Source organism: Streptomyces sp. NPDC032091, assembly GCF_055580265.1.
The window spans coordinates 41,346-57,537 of the sequence record NZ_JBVILR010000011.1 but is presented as its reverse complement, the minus strand read 5'-3'; the positions used below and the strand labels follow the sequence as shown (position 1 = coordinate 57,537).

Genomic DNA, 16,192 nt, shown 5'->3' with positions numbered 1-16,192 from the left:
GCCCATGGTACCGAGCGGGGCACCGCCCCGGCCGGTGGGTTCGGCATGCGGTCAGGGCGCGGTCAGCGCGGTGTCGGCGCCGGTCAGCGCAGGCGGGCCACCCGGTAGACGGCCAGCGCGACGACGACCAGCGCGACCAGCGCGTACAGCGCGGCGATCCGCCAGTCGGGGCGCCGGCCGCTGCCCCGGGGCGGGAGCCCGGGCCAGGAGTAGCCGACGCGGCGGGCGGCCATCATGCCCCAGCCGCCCGCGCAGGAGCTGATGAGGAAGCCGAGCATGGCGACGACGGCGCCGCCGTCGCCGAACTCGAAGGCGAGCGGGAAGGCGAACATCAGGGAGCCGGCGGCGGCGAGCATCACGATGGGGGCGATCTGCCAGATGCGCAGCCTGCGCTGGGGGCGCAGCTCGACCTCGACGGCCGGACCGTCGGCGGCCTCGCCGCCGGTCTCGGGGGCGTCGGGGCCGTCGGTGGTCAGCCGTGCGGGGTCGGCGGGCAGGCCGAGCCCGTCGGGGCCGTCCGGGGCTCCCGGCACGCCGGGGCCCGCGGGCCCGCCGGCCGGCGCGGGGACGGCGGGCAGGGGCTGCTCCGCCGCCCGCCCGGTGTCGTCCCGCCCGGTGTCTCGTCGAGGGCCGGCCTCCATAGCCACGCGCCCTCCCCACTTCGGACTCCGCACGCCACTGTTCAGAAGTTTGATGATGGCACGGTCCCGGGCCCGCGACGGGCGCTCGGGGCTTCCCGATGCCATCACGTGATCAGGCTGTGACCGCTCGTTCGACCAACGACTGCGCGAGTCGGGGCAGTTCCCCGCGGTCGGCGGCGGCTCCGCTGAGCCAGTGGACGCGCGGGTCGCGGCGGAACCAGGAGTCCTGGCGGCGGGCGAAGCGCTTGGTGGCCCGCACGGTCTCGGCCCGGGCCTCGTCCTCGGTGCACTCACCGGCGAGGGCGGCGAGTACCTGCTGGTAGCCCAGGGCGCGGGAGGCGGTGATGCCCTCGCGCAGGCCCCGCGCCTCCAGGGCGCGGACCTCGTCGACCAGTCCGGCCTCCCACATGCGGTCGACGCGCCTGGCGATGCGCTCGTCGAGCTCGGGGCGGGCCACGTCGACGCCGATCTGGACGGTGTCGTAGACCGACTCGTGGCCGGGCAGGTTGGCGGTGAAGGGCTTGCCGGTGATCTCGATCACTTCGAGCGCCCGGACGATGCGCCGGGAGTTGCTGGGCAGGATCGCCGCGGCCGCGGCCGGGTCGGCGGCGGCGAGGCGGGCGTGCAGGGCGCCGGGGCCGCGCAGCGCGGCCTCCTCCTCCAGCCGGGCGCGCACCTCGGGGTCGGTGCCGGGGAACTCCATGGCGTCGAGGGCCCCGCGGACGTAGAGGCCGGACCCACCGACGAGGACGGGGGTGCGGCCCTGGGCGAGGAGCTTGTCGATCTCGGCGCGGGCGAGGCGCTGGTACTCGGCGACGCTGGCGGTCTCGGTGACGTCCCAGATGTCGAGGAGGTGGTGGGGGACGCCGCCGCGCTCGTCCATCGTCAGCTTGGCGGTGCCGATGTCCATCCCCCGGTAGAGCTGCATGGAGTCGGCGTTGACGACCTCGCCGTCGAAGTGGCGGGCCAGGGCGACGCCCAGGTCGGACTTTCCGGCCGCGGTGGGACCGACGACGGCGATGACCCGCGGGGCGGGGGCTGCATTCCTCACCGGAACAGTCTCGCAGCCCCCGGTCAAGACACCGTCATGTACCCGATCGGGTGAGGTGACGGGGTGGGGGCGGGGTCGTTGCCCTGAAGAGGTTCCGGCCCGGCGTGCGCCTGGCGCGCATCTGGTGGAGGCCGGTCCGGCCGCAGCGGAACTTCACCCGCACGAGTAACGTTATGGGAGTAGACATGGGCGTTTTTGACCGGATTTTTCGCCGTAAGGACGAGGCCGTGACCGAGCAGGTCGCGGCCGAGGCCGCTCCGGCGGAGACGCCGGCCGCGGAGACCGAGCCGGCCGACGGGGCCGGGGAGGCCGAGGCGGCTGCGGCCGGAGCTCCCGCGGCGGAGGCCGCCGTGGAGATCCCGAAGCAGCAGTCGGCGGAGGCCGCCGCGGACAGCGAGACCGGCGAGAGCGCCCGTACGTAGCCACCGCTCCCCCGGGCCCGGTCCGGGGGGACCCCAGGAAGGTGACCCATGGGCCTGCTCGACAATCTCAAGGCCAAGCTCGCTCCGGCCAAGGACAAGGTCGGCGACCTCGCGCAGAAGCACGAGGGCAGGATCGGCGAGGGCCTGGACAAGGTCGCCAAGGTCGTGGACTCCAAGACCCATGGCAAGTACAGCGACCGGATCACGACCGGCACGGACAAGGCGAAGGACGCCTTGGGCAAGGTCGCGCACAAGGACGCCCCCGGCGGGCCGACGCCGCCGGCGGCTTCCTGAGGCGGGGCGCCCCGCGGGGCGCCGGCGGGATCAAGGGGCGTGGGACCGGATGGTCCCGCGCCCCTTCGCCGTATGCCCGCACGGGCCGGCGTACGCGGTCGTCAGGACCAGGCGGCGACAAAGTAGCCGACCCCGTACGGGGCGTCCTCGTACAGCAGCCGCCCGCCGAGCTCCGCTCCCTCGGCGGCGCCCGCCAGGACCTGCCAGGGCGCCCGCCCGGCCGCCTGGAGCTCGGCGGCGAGTACGGGGTCGAGCGCTGCCAGGGCGCCGGTGTCGGCGGAGCCCAGGGCGCGGCCGGCGGCGGCGTCGAAGGCGGTGGCGCGGTCGTCCAGGTAGCCCGGGGCCTTCAGCGTGCGGCAGGCGCTGCCGTCGCCCATGACCAGCAGCGCGACCCGCTCGCCGGCGGCGGCGAGTTCCCTGCCGGTCTCCAGGCAGCGCGCGGACTCCAGCGACCCGGCGACGGCGAGCCCCTCCACGGGGGCGGCGCCCCACCGGGCGCGGCCCAGCAGCCAGGCGCCGACGGCGAGGGAGGCGGGCAGCGGGCGCGGCCCCTCCTCACCTTCCCCGAGCCGGACCTCGGCGTCGACGCCGAAGCCGTGGAAGCCGCCCCGGGAGCCCTGCGGGTACGGGCCCTGCTGGTCGGCGTCGGCGGAGCCGACCACGACCAGCACGTCGGGCCGGGAGGCGGCCAGCACGGCGAGCGCGTCGGAGCAGGCGGTACGGGCCTCGTCGAGCTCGGCGGCGGCGCCCGCGGCGACCTCCGGCACGAGGAGCGGCGGGGCGGGGCAGACGGCGGCGGCTACGAGCATGATCCGCAGCCTAGGCGGTGCGCCGCGATCGGGCCAGACGCGCCGGCGCGGCGGCCCGTGGGCCACCGCGCCGGTGCCGGGAAGGGTCCCGGGTCAGTCGATCGCGCAGCCCGAGGTGGCCGCCGGCAGCGGCGCCGGGACGCCGAGCGTCGGGATGCCGAGCATGACGCCCTGGGGCTGGGCCGGCGCGGCGTTGCGCTTCTCCCAGGCGTCGCCGGCGCGGGTGCGGCGCACGGCGGTGGTGGGGCCCTCGGCCAGCAGGTGGTGCGGGGCCGCGTAGGTGATCTCCACGGTCACCACGTCGCCCGGGCGGACCTCCTCGTCCGGCTTGGTGAAGTGGACCAGGCGGTTGTCGGGGGCGCGGCCGGACAGGCGGGCGGTGGCGCCGTCCTTGCGGCCCTCGCCCTCGGCGACCATGACCTCCAGGGTGCGGCCGACCTGCTTCTTGTTCTCCTCCCAGGAGATCTCCTCCTGAAGGGCGACCAGGCGCATGTAGCGGTCCTGGACGACCTCCTTGGGGATCTGCCCGTCCATCTCGGCGGCCGGGGTGCCGGGGCGCTTGGAGTACTGGAAGGTGAAGGCGCTGGCGAAGCGGGCCTCGCGGACCACGTGCATCGTCTGCTGGAAGTCCTCCTCGGTCTCGCCGGGGAAGCCCACGATGATGTCGGTGGAGATCGCGGCGTGCGGGATGGCGGCGCGGACCTTCTCGATGATCCCGAGGAAACGCTCCTGCCGGTAGGACCGGCGCATCGCCCGCAGGACGGGGTCGGAGCCCGACTGGAGCGGCATGTGGAGCTGGGGCATCACGTTCGGGGTCTCGGCCATGGCGGCGATGACGTCGTCGGTGAAGTCCTTGGGGTGCGGGGAGGTGAAGCGGACCCGCTCCAGGCCCTCGATCTGCCCGCAGGCGCGCAGCAGCTTGCTGAAGGCCTCGCGGTCGCCGAGGTCGGAGCCGTAGGCGTTGACGTTCTGGCCGAGCAGGGTGATCTCCGAGACGCCCTCGGCGACCAGGGCCTCCACCTCGGCGAGGATGTCGCCGGGACGGCGGTCCTCCTCCTTGCCGCGCAGCGCCGGGACGATGCAGAAGGTGCAGGTGTTGTTGCAGCCGACGGAGATGGAGACCCAGGCGGCGTAGGCGGACTCGCGGCGGGTCGGCAGGGTGGAGGGGAAGGCCTCCAGCGACTCGGCGATCTCGATCTGGGCCTCCTCCTGGACGCGGGCGCGCTCCAGGAGGACGGGCAGCTTGCCGATGTTGTGCGTGCCGAAGACCACGTCGACCCAGGGGGCCTTCTTGACGATGGTGTCGCGGTCCTTCTGGGCGAGGCAGCCGCCGACGGCGATCTGCATGCCGGGGCGCCTGGTCTTCATCGGGGCGAGCCGGCCGAGGTTGCCGTAGAGCTTGTTGTCGGCGTTCTCGCGCACCGCGCAGGTGTTGAAGACGACCACGTCGGCGTCGCCGTCGGAGCCCTCGGGGGCCCGGACGTAGCCGGCGTCCTCCAGCAGACCGGAGAGTCGCTCGGAGTCGTGCACGTTCATCTGGCACCCGTAGGTGCGTACCTCGTAGGTTCCCTTGGGGTCCACCACTGCCGGGCTCCGGTCGCTGCTGCTGGTCATGCAACAAGGGTAGGCGGTGCCGGGGAGCCCCCCGTCCCCCCGTACGGCACGGGGCCCGGAGCGGGGCGTTCCCCTGCGATCTAGCATCCCGCCCATGGAACTGGCGCAGCTGAGGTACTTCGTGGCGGTCGTGGAGGAGGGCGGTTTCACCCGGGCCGCGGGGCGCCTGCACGTGTCCCAGCCGGGGGTGAGCGCGCAGATAGGGCAGCTGGAGCGGGAGCTGGGGCAGCGGCTCCTGGACCGGTCGGGGCGGCGGGTGACGCCCACGGAGGCGGGCGAGGCGGTACTGGTCCACGCGCGGGCGGCGCTGGCGGCGGTGGAGGGGATCCGGCGGACGGCCGACGAGTTCGCCGGGCTGGTGCGGGGCCGGGTGGCGCTCGGGCTGATAACGGGGGCGGCCGGGGCGGCGATGGACTCCTTCGACCTGGTGGCGCTGCTCGGCGACTTCCACGACGCACACCCGCGGGTGGAGATCTCGCTGGCCGAGGACACCTCGGAGCGGATGCTGGCCGCGCTGCGGGAGGGGCGCCTCGACCTGGCGGTGGTCGGGCTGGCCGGGGAGCCACCGCCGGGGATCGAGGTGCGGCTCCTGCTCGACGAGCCGCTGGTGGCGGCGGTACGGGCCGACGACCCCCTCGTCGGGGAGGCCGTGGACGGGGCCGTCGCGCTGGCCGCGCTGCGGGGGAGGCCGCTGATCGGCCTGCCGCGCGGTACCGGGGTGCGCGGGGTGCTGGAGCGGGCCTGCGCCGAGGCCGGCTTCACGCCCCGGGTGGAGTTCGAGGCGGCCGCGCCGGCGGTACTGGCCCGGCTGGCGGCCCGGGGGCTTGGGGTGGCGGTGGTCCCGGACGGGGCGCACGCGCAGGCGGGCCCGGGGCTGCGGGCGCTGCGGATCACCGGGCCGGAGCTGAGCGGCCGGGTGGCCCTCGCCTGGCGCACGGACGGCCCCTCCGGCCCGGCGGCCCGCGCTCTGCTGGCCCGGCTCCGCTCGGCCCTCCCGCCGGAACCGGGGTCCGGCGCAGCGGCCGCCCGCTCCTGATCCCTCCGGGGGACCGGGGGCGGAGGCAGCGGGGCCGGGCGGGCCGTGACAGGACGGGCGGGCGGGTGGGAGGATCGCGGGCATGCCCCTCGTACCACCCCGTGTCCGCCCGCGCCGCCTGCTCGTGGGGCTGGTCGCCGTGCTGGCCGTGCTCGGGGTGCTGCTGTGGTGGCTGCGGCCCTTCGGGGAGCCCGCGCTCACGGGGCGGCTCACCTTCAGCACGGGCGTCCGTACGGGCGTCTACCACCGCTACGGGCAGCTGCTGGAGCAGGCCCTCGCGCAGGACATGCCCGGGGTCAAGGTCCGGCTGGAGACCAGTGAGGGCTCGCAGCAGAACCTCCAGCGGGTGGCCTCCGGCGAGGCCGACTTCACCATCGCGACGGCGGACGCGGTCGCCAAGTACCGCGCCGACGGCAAGCCGGGCGCGGAGCAGCTGCGCGGCTGCGCGCGGCTCTACGACGACTACGTCCAGCTGGTCGTGCCCGCCGGTTCGCCGGTGCAGTCGGCCCGCGACCTGCGGGGCAAGCGGGTCGCGGTGGGCCAGGAAGGCTCCGGGGTGCGGCTGGTCTCGGACCGGCTGCTGCGGGCGGCCAAACTGGACCCCGCCCACGACATCACCCCCGTCGCCATCGGCATCGACACCATGCCGGAGGAGCTGCAGGCGGGGCGGATCGACGCCTTCTTCTGGTCGGGCGGCCTGCCGACGAACGCGGTGCGCGAGCTGTCGGAGCGCTTCGACATCCGGCTGGTGCAGCTGGGCGACCTGGTGGAGCAGCTCCAGGCCAGCGGCAGCCCGGCGCGGTACTACCGGGCTGCGGTGATGCCGCAGGACGCCTACGCGCGGGCCCGCAACACCTCGTCGGTGGCCACGCTGGCCGTGCCGAACCTGCTGGTCACCAAGGAGGGCACGGACGCCCGGCTGACGGAGCAGTTCACCCGGACGGTGATCCTCAGCCGGGACCGGATCGGGCACGAGGTGCACGCGGCGCAGCTGGTGGACCTGCGCACGGCGATCTACACCGATCCGCTGGACCTGCACGAGGGCGCCCGGCGGTACTACCGCTCCGTCAAGCCGTAGGCGCCAGCATCATCGCGGCGGCCGCGGCGCCGATGAGCCCGGCATGGGTGCCGAGGGCGGCGGGGACGACCCGGAGGTCCCGGACGAAGGACAGCGCGGCGTACGAGGCCAGGTGCCGCCGGACCGGCCCGAAGAGGGTCTCCCCGCTGGCGGCGACCCCGCCGCCGATCACCGCGATGTCGGTCTCGACCAGGGTGGCGGTGGCCGCGATGGCGGCGGCCAGGGCGCGCCCGGCCCGGTCGAAGGCGGCCCGCGCGACCGGGTCGCCCGCGGCGGCGGAGGCGGCGACGCCCGCCGCCGTCGGGTCGGGGCCGGTCCAGCCCTGGGCGAGGGCCCAGCGGGCGATGGCGGTGCCGGAGGCGAGGGACTCGACGCAGCCGCGGCCGCCGCAGACACAGGGGTCGCCGTCGAAGGCCACGCTGATGTGACCGATGTGGCCGGCGTTGCCGGTGGGGCCCGCGTGGAGCCGGTTGTCCAGGATCAGCCCGCCGCCGACCCCGGTGGAGACGACCATGCACAGGGCGTTCGCGTGCCCCCGGGCGGCGCCGAGCCAGTGCTCCGCGGCGGTCATGGCCACCCCGTCGCCGGCCAGGACGACCGGGATGCGGGCGCCCCGCGCGCCCAGTTCGGCGGCGACCCGCTCCCGGACGGGGAAACCGCGCCAGGCCCCGATGTTGACCGGGCTGACCGTGCCCCGGGAGGTGTCGACGGGGCCGGCGCTGCCGATGCCGCAGCGGACGGCCCGCTCCCACAGCGGGTCCGCGGACAGTTCGGCGATCACTTCGGTCACCGCCGCCATGACCGCCTCCGGGTCCGTCCCGCGCGGGGTCGGGCGGCGGTTGGCAGCGGTCATCGTCCCGTCGGGGTGGACCAGCGCCCCGGCGATCTTCGTGCCCCCGATGTCGATCGCCACGGCCGGGCCGGTGGCCTCGGCCTCGGCAGCGGCCGCCGCGGCCGGGCGCGGGGTGGGGAGGGCTGAGGCGGGGGTGGTCACGGGGGCGCTCCTGAACTCCTGCAAAGGGGTCGGTTTTCCCAGTATGCGACCGGTGGCGGGCCCGTACTCCCGCGGGGTTCCGGCCGGCTCGCCGAACCGGCGGTGTCCCGGACGGCGGGCCCGCGGGCACGGCCCCAGGTGTGTTGTCCGGAGGGAACCCGCGCGATCCGGCCCCGGTCGTCCGCGGCGGCCGCCGGCCGCACCCGTCCGGCGCACGGCCGGAACCGGCCTGCCCGTTCGCCCGCCGGGGCCGCTACGCGCGCCCGTACCGGACCGCACAGGCTCCGGCCGGGACCCCGGCCCGCCGCCCGCCCCGCGAAACGGCCGAAGCGCACGGGTTCCGCGCCGCCGGGATCCGGACGCCGGCCGCCGCAGGCCCCGTTGACGTGACGCGGACCGGCCCGGCAGGTTGTGGGCGTCCGGCGAATCCCCCTGAACTCCGGGACCCCTCATGGACCGCGCCGCCCGCCCCCGCACCCTGCGCTTCGGCGCGAACTACACCCCGGCCCGGGGCTGGTTCCACCACTGGCTGGACTTCGACCTCGACGAGGTCCGGGCCGACCTCGACTCGGTCGCCGCGCTCGGCCTGGACCACGTACGGGTCTTCCCGCTCTGGCCGCTGTTCCAGCCGAACCGGACCCTGATCCGGCCGCGCGCCGTCGCACAGCTCGTGGAGCTCGCCGACGCGGCCGCCGAGCGCGGACTCGACGTGCACGTGGACGGCCTCCAGGGGCACCTGTCCAGCTTCGACTTCCTGCCCGCCTGGACCACCACCTGGCACCGGCGCGGCCTCTTCACCGATCCGGACGTGGTCGCCGCGCAGGAGGAGTACCTGCGCACCCTGGCGGCGGCCCTCGCCGACCGGCCGAACTTCCTCGGCATGACCGTCGGCAACGAGGTCAACCAGTTCTCCGACGCGCCCCACCCCCAACCCGACCGGATCACCGCCGCCCAGGCGGGGCGCTGGCTGGAGCGGATGCTGGCCGCCTGCGAGAAGGGCGCACCGGGCCGGTTCCACCTGCACGCCGAGTACGACGCCGTCTGGTACCGCGACGGGCACCCCTTCACCCCCGCGCAGGCGGCCCGGCTGGGCGCGGCCACCGCCGTGCACTCCTGGGTGTTCGACGGCACCGCGCAGCGCCACGGCCGCGCCGGGGTGGCCACCGAGCAGCACGCCGCGTACCTGATCGAGCTGTCCAAGGCCTGGGCCGAGGACCCGGACCGCCCGGTGTGGCTCCAGGAGGTCGGGGCCCCGGCGCCGCTGGTCCCGCCGGAGCACGCCGCGGAGTTCACCGAGGCCACCCTGGCGGCGGCGCTGGACTGCCCCGGCCTGTGGGGGGTGACCTGGTGGTGCTCGCACGACGTGTCCCGGGACCTGGCGGACTTCCCGGAGCTGGAGTACGGGCTGGGCCTGCTCGCCAACGACCGCCGCGCCAAGCCGGCCGGGGCCGCCGTCGCCCGGATCGCCGCGGCCTGGCGGGGACGGGAGCACCGCCCGGCCGTACGGTCCACCGCGCTCGCCCTGGCCCCCGGTGCGGCCCGCTCGGCGTGTGCGCCGGGCGGGGTGTTCTTCGAGGCCTGGGCGGTGCTGGCGGGAAAGGGGGCCCGGCCGGCGGTGGTGCGGGCGGAGCACGCGGCGGACCCGGCCCGGCTGTCGGCCCGCGGCATCACGGAGGTGCTCCGCGTCGAGGACGTCCGCTAGGGCCTGTCGTCAAACTCCCGCCCGCCCCGCCTTGCCCTGCCCTGCCCTGAACCGTCGCCCCGGCCCAGCCCCCTGCCGCCCGAGCCCCGAGGAGCCCCGATGCCCGAGCCCGTGCCCGTGCCCGGAGACGGCCCCGACCCCTGGGCCCGTACCGCCGTCCCCGTACCGCCGTCCCGCCGCACGGTCCTGGCGCTGGGAGCCGCCGCCGGGGCGTCCGCCGTCCTGCTGCCGGGCGCCGCCCCCGCGCAGGCCGCCCCCGCTCCGGAGCCCGGCACCCTGGCCCCGTACGCCTCGTACTGGTTCCCCGGCTCCCTCCCCGACGGCGCGCCCGGCCCGGGGATCGTCTGGCGCTCCCTCAGGGATTGGACCCCGCAGGGGGACCCGGACCTGGCGCACAACACCGCGAGCGTCCCTCTGGCCCCGCGGTTCACTCCGGTCCCGGCGAACGCGGACGCCCGCGCGGGCCAGGCACGGATCGCCGCGCTCGTCTCCTTCGGGCCCACGGCGGCGAACCCCTCCCAGGGCTCGGCGACCGCCGACTTCTACGCCCCGACGCACTGGGCGTACCTCGACGAGCTGGTCTTCTGGGGCGGTTCGGCCGGAGAGGGCCTGGTCCTGGCGCCGAACGCGCCCGTGGTCGACGCCGCCCACCGCAACGGGGTCCCGGTCCTGGGCACCGTCTTCCTGCCGCCCGTCGCCTACGGCGGCGACCTGCGCTGGACCCGGGACCTGGTCCGGCGCGACCCCGACGGCCGCCATCCCGTCGCGGAGCGGCTGGCCGAGGTGGCGCGGGCGTACGGCTTCGACGGCTGGTTCGTCAACGCCGAGACGGACGGCGGGGACGGCGCGCTCGCCACCCTGATGCGGGGGTTCCTGCGCGCCCTGCGGGCCGCCGGGGAGCCGCACGGGCTGCGCATCACCTGGTACGACGCCATGAACAGCACCGGCGCGGTGGGCTGGCGGGGTGCGCTCGACCCGCTCAACCAGGAGTTCTTCGAGGACCGGACGGGCCCGGTCGCGGACACGATGTTCGTGGACTTCCGCTGGACGCCCGGGTCGCTGGCCTCCTCGGGAGCCCTGGCCGAGCGCCTCGGCCGCTCCCGGCACGAGCTGTGGGCGGCCGTGGACGTGGAGTCCCGGGGCTGGGACGCCGAGGTCCGGTGGGACGCGATCGTGCCGCGCGGGCGCGACCATGTGGTCAGCCTCGGGTTCTACCGGCCCGAGTGGACCCGCAACCACCTCACCGACCGCTCCCCCGGCGCCTTCCACCGTGCCGACGACCGGTTCTGGACGGGCGAGTCCCTGGACCCGGCCCGGCCCGCGCCCGGCGCCGTCTGGCGGGCGCCGGCCATGGCCGTCGCCGACCGGTCCACCGTCGGCGGGCTCCCGTTCGCCTGCTCGTTCAACACCGGGCACGGGCTGCGCTGGTACGAGGGCGGCCGCGTCGTCTCGCAGGAGCCCTGGAACCACCTCGGGCTCCAGGACCGGCTCCCGGGCCGCCGCTGGGTGGTGGACGGCGAGGGGCCGCGCCCGGAGGTGTCCCTGGACTTCGCCGACGCGTGGCGCGGCGGCTCCAGCCTGCTCGTGGCGGGCTCCCTTACCGCCCCCGCCGCCGTCGGCCTGCACGCCGTGCGGCTGCCGCTGACCGCTTCCACGGTCGCGGAGCTGGTCCACAGGGGCGGCCCGGACCCGGTGGACGTCGAGCTCGGGGTGGCCCTGCGCGAGCCGGCCGCCCCGGGCGGAGCGGTCCCGTACACCTGGCTGCGGGCCGGGACGGCCGGCGCACGCTGGCGGCCCTCCCGGGTCCCCCTCGCGGCGCTGGCCGGGGAGACCGCGTACGCCCTTGCCGTACGGATCACCGCGCGCGGGAAGTCCCCGGTGTCCTGGCGGCTCGGAGCCCTGTCGGTGCGCGACACCACCGCCGCCCGGCACCCGTCCCCGCCCTCGCACCTGCGGGTCGACGCCTCGGCCCGCCGGGGCGCGGAGGCCGAGCTCCGGCTGTCCTGGCGCCGGGCGCCCGGGTCGGTCCGGCACTACGAGCTGTACCGGCGCCTGCCGGACGGCACCGGCCGCTTCCTGGCCGGCACCTGCGGAACGGCCCTGTACCTGCCCCGCCTGGCGCCCGCCGGCCGGGAGCGGGCGGCCGCCTTCGAGCTGCGGGCGGTGGACGAGACGTACGCGGTCTCCGTCCCGGCCCGCGCCGGTTTCCCGTGGTGAGGGTTCAGTCGCCGCCCGGGTCGGTGCGCGGCACGGCCACGGTCACGCGCAGCCCGTGCGGCGGGTTCTTGGCGTAGGAGAGGGTGCCGCCGCCGGTGGCGAGCAGGGCGCGGGAGATCGACAGGCCCAGCCCGGAGCCCTTGACGTTCTGGTGGCGGCCGCTGCGCCAGAAGCGGTCGCCGACCCGCAGCAGCTCCTCCTCGGTCAGGCCGGGCCCGCGGTCGGCGACGACGACGAGGGCGCTGGAGCCTTCCGCGGAGACCGACACCTCGACCTCCTCGCCGGCCGGGGTGAACTTCAGGGCGTTGTCGATGACGGCGTCGAGGGCGCTGGACAGGGCGATGGGGTCGGCCCAGCCGGTGACGGCGGAGCGGCCCGTCTCGGTGAGCCGTACGCCCTTCTCCTCGGCGTACGGGCGCCAGGAGGCCACCCGCTCGGTGGCGAGGGCGCCGATGTCGGTGAGGCTGATCTCGGCGGTGGCGTGCTCGGCGAGCGCCAGGTCGAGGAGGTCGTCGAGGACCTGGGCGAGGCGTTTGCCCTCGGTGCGCACGGAGGCGATCTCCTCATTGCCCTCGGGGAGTTCGAGGGCGAGGAGCTCGATCCGCAGGAGCAGCGCGGCGAGCGGGTTGCGCAGCTGGTGGGAGGCGTCCGCGACGAACGCCCGCTGCTGCTCCAGTACCTCTTCGACGTTGTCGGCCATCTCGTTGAACGAGCGGGCCAGGCGTCTGAGTTCCGGCGGACCGCTCGCGGCCGCGACGCGGGAGTTCATGCGTCCGGTGGCGATGCCGTGGGCGGCGGCGTCCAGGGTCCGGACCGGCTTGAGCACCCAGCCGGTCAGGCGCAGCGCGGCGCCGAAGGCGGCCAGCATGGCGGCGGCGAGCCCGGCGACGATGAGCAGCCAGCCGTGCAGGATCCGGGCGCGCATCTGGTCGGTGGGTGATTCGGTGGCGACGACGGCGACGACGTCGCCGTCGAGGACGACCGGGGAGACGACGAGCAGTTTGCCGTCGACCTGCCAGGGCCAGACCTGTCCGGGGTCGTGGCTGCGGCGTCCGGCGAGGGCCTCCTCGAAGGAGCGCCGGGCCTCGCCGGAGTCGGGCAGCTGCCACCAGCCGGGGGCGCGGACCATGGCGTTGTCGTCGCGGTAGAAGATGCCGACGCGGATGCCGTACAGCTCGTGGTAGCGGGCGAGTTCCAGCTGGAGGGTGTCGCGCCGCTCGTCGGCGCCGGTGGCGCCGGAGCCCTCGGCGTCGATGACGAACTGGGCGAGGGCGGCGAAGCGGGCGCTGTCGTCGATCCGGTCGACCACCACCTTCTGCTGCTGGGCGGCGGCGAGGCTGACGGCGAGCGGGAACCCGAGGGCGAGCAGCACGCCCGCCATCAGGACGACGAGGAGCGGGAGCAGGCGGGCGCGCACGGCGGGGGCCCGCTAGGGCGCGGCCGGGGTGACGAGCCGGTAGCCCACCCCGCGGACGGTCTCGATGAGGGCGGGCATGCCGAGCTTGGAGCGCAGGGAGGCGACGTGGACCTCAAGGGTGCGGCCGGTCCCCTCCCAGCTGGTGCGCCAGACCTCGCTGATGATCTGCTCGCGGCGGAAGACCACGCCGGGGCGCTGCGCGAGCAGGGCCAGGAGGTCGAACTCCTTGCGGGTGAGGGGGACGTCGGTGCCGTTGACGGTGACGCGGCGGGTGGGCAGCTCGACGGCGACGGGCCCGAGCCGGACGACTCCGGGGTCGCCGGGCGGGCCACCGGTGCCGGTGGTGTCGTCGGAGGTGCCGGTGCGGCGGGCGACGGCGTGGATGCGGGCGAGGAGTTCGCCGGTGTCGTACGGCTTGACCACGTAGTCGTCGGCGCCCATGTTCAGGCCGTGGATGCGGGAGCGGACGTCGCCGCGGGCGGTCACCATGATGACGGGGGTGCTGGTGCGCTTGCGGATCTTGCCGCAGACCTCGTAACCGTCCTGGTCGGGCAGGCCGAGGTCCAGCAGGATCACCCCGTAGGGGGAGGAGGGGGGCTGGGCCCCTGCGGGCAGCAGGGCCTGGAGGGCCTCCTCGCCGTTGCGGGCGTGGGTGACCTGGAAGCCGTGCCGGGCGAGGATCGCGGACAGGGCGGCGGCGACGTGGTCGTCGTCCTCGACGAGCAGCAGTCTCATGGTCGTCCCCCTCTCCTTCTCTCGCTCTTCGTCTTCCGTCCGGACGGCCGCCACGTGGAGGCCACCATGCATCCACGCCGATGGAGAGTCCCACGTCAAGAGGGTTCCGGCCCGGCGAGTCTTCCGTTATGCACCCGGTACGCGTACATCGTGCACCCAGGGGCGCAGCGCACGGAGCGTATCGGTGCGAGGCCTTATCGTTATCCTCAATTCTCGCTCAGATGTGATGACGCTGTGCGCGCCGCGTCACTACTGTCCTGCCAACCGACGGAGGACGGAGCAAGAAGCCGATGAGCGGAGTATCAGTGGCCAAGGACGCGCAGGACGCGGCGGGCGCCGCGGACGGCCTGGTCGTACTGAGCAACGTCAACAAGCACTTCGGCGCGCTGCACGTGCTTCAGGACATCGATCTGAGCATCGCCCGCGGCGAGGTCGTCGTGGTGATCGGTCCTTCGGGATCGGGCAAGTCGACGCTGTGCCGGACCATCAACCGGCTGGAGACCATCGACTCGGGGAGCATCACCCTCGACGGCAAGGAACTGCCGTCGGAGGGCAGGGAACTGGCCCGGCTCCGCGCCGACGTGGGCATGGTCTTCCAGTCGTTCAACCTGTTCGCGCACAAAACGGTGCTGCAGAACGTGATGCTGGGTCAGCTGAAGGTCCGCAAGAAGGACCAGGCGACGGCGCTGGAGAAGGCGAAGTCGCTGCTGGACCGGGTCGGCGTCGGCTCACAGGCCGACAAGTACCCCGCCCAGCTGTCCGGTGGCCAGCAGCAGCGCGTGGCGATCGCCCGGGCGCTGGCGATGGACCCGAAGGTCATGCTCTTCGACGAGCCGACCTCGGCCCTCGACCCGGAGATGATCAACGAGGTGCTGGAGGTCATGCAGCAGCTCGCCGCCGAGGGGATGACGATGGTGGTCGTCACGCACGAGATGGGCTTCGCCCGCTCGGCGGCCAACCGGGTCGTCTTCATGGCCGACGGGAAGATCGTCGAACAGGCCACCCCCGAGCAGTTCTTCAGCAACCCGAAGAGCGACCGCGCCAAGGACTTCCTGTCCAAGATCCTGCACCACTGACGCCCGCGTCTGGTAGTGATCCGGTCGACGGCACACGCCGTCGCACACGACGTGTCCAGCTCGTCGTTCAACAACGTCTCACCCGAGGGAAGTTCACCATGAAGGTTCTCAAGGCCGGCGCGGCAGTGGCCACGGCCCTCGTCCTCGCCCTGACGGCGACCGCCTGTGGCGGCGGCGACAAGAAGGACGGCGCGAGCGACGCGGGCGCTTCCGGCGGCACCAAGTCGGACAAGATCGTCATCGGCATCAAGTTCGACCAGCCGGGCATGGGCCTGAAGACCCCCGACGGCAAGTTCGAGGGCTTCGACGTCGACGTGGCGACCTACGTCGCCAAGGAGCTCGGCTACCAGCCGGACCAGATCGAGTGGAAGCAGGCCGTCAGCGCCGAGCGCGAGAACCTGATCTCCAACGGCGATGTGAAGTTCATCGCCGCGACGTACTCGATCAACGACAAGCGCAAGGCGAAGGTCGACTTCGCGGGCCCGTACTTCCTGGCCCACCAGGACCTGCTGGTCCGCGCCGACGACAACTCGATCACCAAGGTCGAGGACCTCAACAAGAAGAAGCTCTGCTCCGTCACGGGCTCCACCTCGGCGCAGAACATCAAGAAGGACCTGGCCAAGGACGCCGACCTCCAGGAGTTCCCGGGATACTCCGAGTGCCTGACGGGTCTGGAGAACAAGGCCGTCGACGCGCTCACCACGGACGACTCGATCCTCGCCGGCTACGCCGCGCAGGAGAAGAACAAGGGCAAGTTCAAGCTTGTCGGTCTCAAGATGAGCAACGAGAACTACGGCATCGGTCTGAAGAAGGGCGACAAGGACCTCCAGACCAAGATCAACGCCGCGCTCAAGAAGATGGTCACGGACGGCAGCTGGGAGGCGGCCGTGAAGAAGAACCTCGGCCCGGCCAACTACAAGAACGAGCCTGCCCCGCAGATCACCGAAGGCAGCTGATTTCCCGGTGGGGTGGGGGGGGGGGGGGGGGGGCGGGGGGGGGGGGGGGGGGGGGAAGGGGGGGGAGGGGGGGGGGGGGGGGGGGGGGGGGGGGTGGGATGGGGTGTTCGTGGGACTGGGACAGGCGTCGTTGGACCTGGATCAGGAGGA

General features: G+C 74.6%; 15 protein-coding genes. 8 read left to right on the top strand and 7 right to left on the bottom strand.

What is annotated here, in order from left to right:
• Window positions 1-83 precede the first annotated feature (83 nt).
• Together ACZ5NJ_RS19380 and miaA are read right to left on the bottom strand one after the other, a co-directional pair.
• Entirely contained in the window at window positions 84-641 is a 558-nt protein-coding gene (locus ACZ5NJ_RS19380) for a hypothetical protein (RefSeq protein ID WP_468766374.1), read from the bottom strand.
• A 112-nt stretch (window positions 642-753) separates the two neighbouring features.
• Window positions 754-1,692 (bottom strand): tRNA (adenosine(37)-N6)-dimethylallyltransferase MiaA, encoded by a 939-nt coding sequence (gene miaA, locus ACZ5NJ_RS19375; RefSeq protein ID WP_468766248.1) that lies wholly within the window; start codon window positions 1,690-1,692, stop codon window positions 754-756.
• A 227-nt stretch (window positions 1,693-1,919) separates the two neighbouring features.
• On the opposite strand from miaA, the gene ACZ5NJ_RS19370 reads away from it, so the two are divergent.
• Both ACZ5NJ_RS19370 and ACZ5NJ_RS19365 read left to right on the top strand, forming a co-directional pair.
• Window positions 1,920-2,114 carry a gliding motility protein gene (locus tag ACZ5NJ_RS19370; protein ID WP_468766247.1) on the top strand — a complete coding sequence of 65 codons (195 nt, stop codon included), beginning with the start codon at window positions 1,920-1,922 and terminating at the stop codon, window positions 2,112-2,114.
• A gap of 48 nt (window positions 2,115-2,162) precedes the next feature.
• Window positions 2,163-2,408, top strand: a complete 246-nt coding sequence (locus ACZ5NJ_RS19365; RefSeq protein WP_358892010.1) for an antitoxin — start codon at window positions 2,163-2,165, stop codon at window positions 2,406-2,408.
• Window positions 2,409-2,509: 101 nt separating this feature from the next.
• Here the strand turns inward: ACZ5NJ_RS19365 and ACZ5NJ_RS19360 are convergent, their stop codons facing one another.
• Together ACZ5NJ_RS19360 and miaB are read right to left on the bottom strand one after the other, a co-directional pair.
• Window positions 2,510-3,217, bottom strand: a complete 708-nt coding sequence (locus tag ACZ5NJ_RS19360; protein ID WP_468766246.1) for a class III extradiol dioxygenase subunit B-like domain-containing protein — start codon at window positions 3,215-3,217, stop codon at window positions 2,510-2,512.
• Window positions 3,218-3,310: 93 nt separating this feature from the next.
• Window positions 3,311-4,831 carry a tRNA (N6-isopentenyl adenosine(37)-C2)-methylthiotransferase MiaB gene (miaB, locus tag ACZ5NJ_RS19355; RefSeq protein ID WP_468766245.1) on the bottom strand — a complete coding sequence of 507 codons (1,521 nt, stop codon included), beginning with the start codon at window positions 4,829-4,831 and terminating at the stop codon, window positions 3,311-3,313.
• Between the two features lie 94 nt (window positions 4,832-4,925).
• Here miaB and ACZ5NJ_RS19350 point away from each other — a divergent pair, with 94 nt between their 5' ends.
• Both ACZ5NJ_RS19350 and ACZ5NJ_RS19345 read left to right on the top strand, forming a co-directional pair.
• Window positions 4,926-5,867 carry a LysR family transcriptional regulator gene (locus tag ACZ5NJ_RS19350; RefSeq protein WP_468766244.1) on the top strand — a complete coding sequence of 314 codons (942 nt, stop codon included), beginning with the start codon at window positions 4,926-4,928 and terminating at the stop codon, window positions 5,865-5,867.
• 82 nt (window positions 5,868-5,949) lie between these two features.
• On the top strand, window positions 5,950-6,945 hold the full coding sequence (locus ACZ5NJ_RS19345) for a TAXI family TRAP transporter solute-binding subunit (protein WP_468766243.1): 996 nt from the start codon (window positions 5,950-5,952) through the stop codon (window positions 6,943-6,945).
• Here ACZ5NJ_RS19345 and ACZ5NJ_RS19340 read toward each other — a convergent pair.
• A complete protein-coding gene (locus ACZ5NJ_RS19340; RefSeq protein ID WP_468766373.1) occupies window positions 6,935-7,858 on the bottom strand; it encodes an ROK family protein in 924 nt (307 codons plus the stop codon). The two genes, ACZ5NJ_RS19345 and ACZ5NJ_RS19340, sit on opposite strands and share 11 nt — an antisense overlap.
• Before the next feature lie 532 nt (window positions 7,859-8,390).
• Between ACZ5NJ_RS19340 and ACZ5NJ_RS19335 the strand changes: the two genes are divergently transcribed.
• Together ACZ5NJ_RS19335 and ACZ5NJ_RS19330 are read left to right on the top strand one after the other, a co-directional pair.
• Entirely contained in the window at window positions 8,391-9,641 is a 1,251-nt protein-coding gene (locus ACZ5NJ_RS19335) for a glycoside hydrolase 5 family protein (protein ID WP_468766242.1), read from the top strand.
• A gap of 99 nt (window positions 9,642-9,740) precedes the next feature.
• Entirely contained in the window at window positions 9,741-11,858 is a 2,118-nt protein-coding gene (locus ACZ5NJ_RS19330) for an endo-beta-N-acetylglucosaminidase (RefSeq protein ID WP_468766241.1), read from the top strand.
• A 4-nt stretch (window positions 11,859-11,862) separates the two neighbouring features.
• Here the strand turns inward: ACZ5NJ_RS19330 and ACZ5NJ_RS19325 are convergent, their stop codons facing one another.
• Both ACZ5NJ_RS19325 and ACZ5NJ_RS19320 read right to left on the bottom strand, forming a co-directional pair.
• Window positions 11,863-13,275, bottom strand: coding sequence for a sensor histidine kinase (locus ACZ5NJ_RS19325; RefSeq protein ID WP_468766240.1), 1,413 nt, complete (start codon window positions 13,273-13,275; stop codon window positions 11,863-11,865).
• Window positions 13,276-13,287: 12 nt separating this feature from the next.
• On the bottom strand, window positions 13,288-14,010 hold the full coding sequence (locus ACZ5NJ_RS19320) for a response regulator transcription factor (RefSeq protein WP_468766239.1): 723 nt from the start codon (window positions 14,008-14,010) through the stop codon (window positions 13,288-13,290).
• 290 nt (window positions 14,011-14,300) lie between these two features.
• Between ACZ5NJ_RS19320 and ACZ5NJ_RS19315 the strand changes: the two genes are divergently transcribed.
• Window positions 14,301-15,086: an amino acid ABC transporter ATP-binding protein gene (locus ACZ5NJ_RS19315; RefSeq protein ID WP_468766238.1), complete on the top strand. Its 786-nt coding sequence runs from the start codon at window positions 14,301-14,303 to the stop codon at window positions 15,084-15,086.
• Between the two features lie 98 nt (window positions 15,087-15,184).
• Window positions 15,185-16,042, top strand: coding sequence for a glutamate ABC transporter substrate-binding protein (locus ACZ5NJ_RS19310; RefSeq protein ID WP_468766237.1), 858 nt, complete (start codon window positions 15,185-15,187; stop codon window positions 16,040-16,042).
• Window positions 16,043-16,192 lie beyond the last annotated feature (150 nt).

Coding starts and splice junctions, on each gene's coding strand:
- ACZ5NJ_RS19380 (WP_468766374.1), bottom strand. CDS start 641: ATGGAGGCCGGCCCTCGACGAGACACCGGGCGGGACGACACCGGGCGG.
- ACZ5NJ_RS19365 (WP_358892010.1), top strand. CDS start 2,163: ATGGGCCTGCTCGACAATCTCAAGGCCAAGCTCGCTCCGGCCAAGGAC.
- ACZ5NJ_RS19360 (WP_468766246.1), bottom strand. CDS start 3,217: ATGCTCGTAGCCGCCGCCGTCTGCCCCGCCCCGCCGCTCCTCGTGCCG.
- miaB (WP_468766245.1), bottom strand. CDS start 4,831: ATGACCAGCAGCAGCGACCGGAGCCCGGCAGTGGTGGACCCCAAGGGA.
- ACZ5NJ_RS19350 (WP_468766244.1), top strand. CDS start 4,926: ATGGAACTGGCGCAGCTGAGGTACTTCGTGGCGGTCGTGGAGGAGGGC.
- ACZ5NJ_RS19345 (WP_468766243.1), top strand. CDS start 5,950: ATGCCCCTCGTACCACCCCGTGTCCGCCCGCGCCGCCTGCTCGTGGGG.
- ACZ5NJ_RS19335 (WP_468766242.1), top strand. CDS start 8,391: ATGGACCGCGCCGCCCGCCCCCGCACCCTGCGCTTCGGCGCGAACTAC.
- ACZ5NJ_RS19330 (WP_468766241.1), top strand. CDS start 9,741: ATGCCCGAGCCCGTGCCCGTGCCCGGAGACGGCCCCGACCCCTGGGCC.
- ACZ5NJ_RS19320 (WP_468766239.1), bottom strand. CDS start 14,010: ATGAGACTGCTGCTCGTCGAGGACGACGACCACGTCGCCGCCGCCCTG.
- ACZ5NJ_RS19315 (WP_468766238.1), top strand. CDS start 14,301: ATGAGCGGAGTATCAGTGGCCAAGGACGCGCAGGACGCGGCGGGCGCC.
- ACZ5NJ_RS19310 (WP_468766237.1), top strand. CDS start 15,185: ATGAAGGTTCTCAAGGCCGGCGCGGCAGTGGCCACGGCCCTCGTCCTC.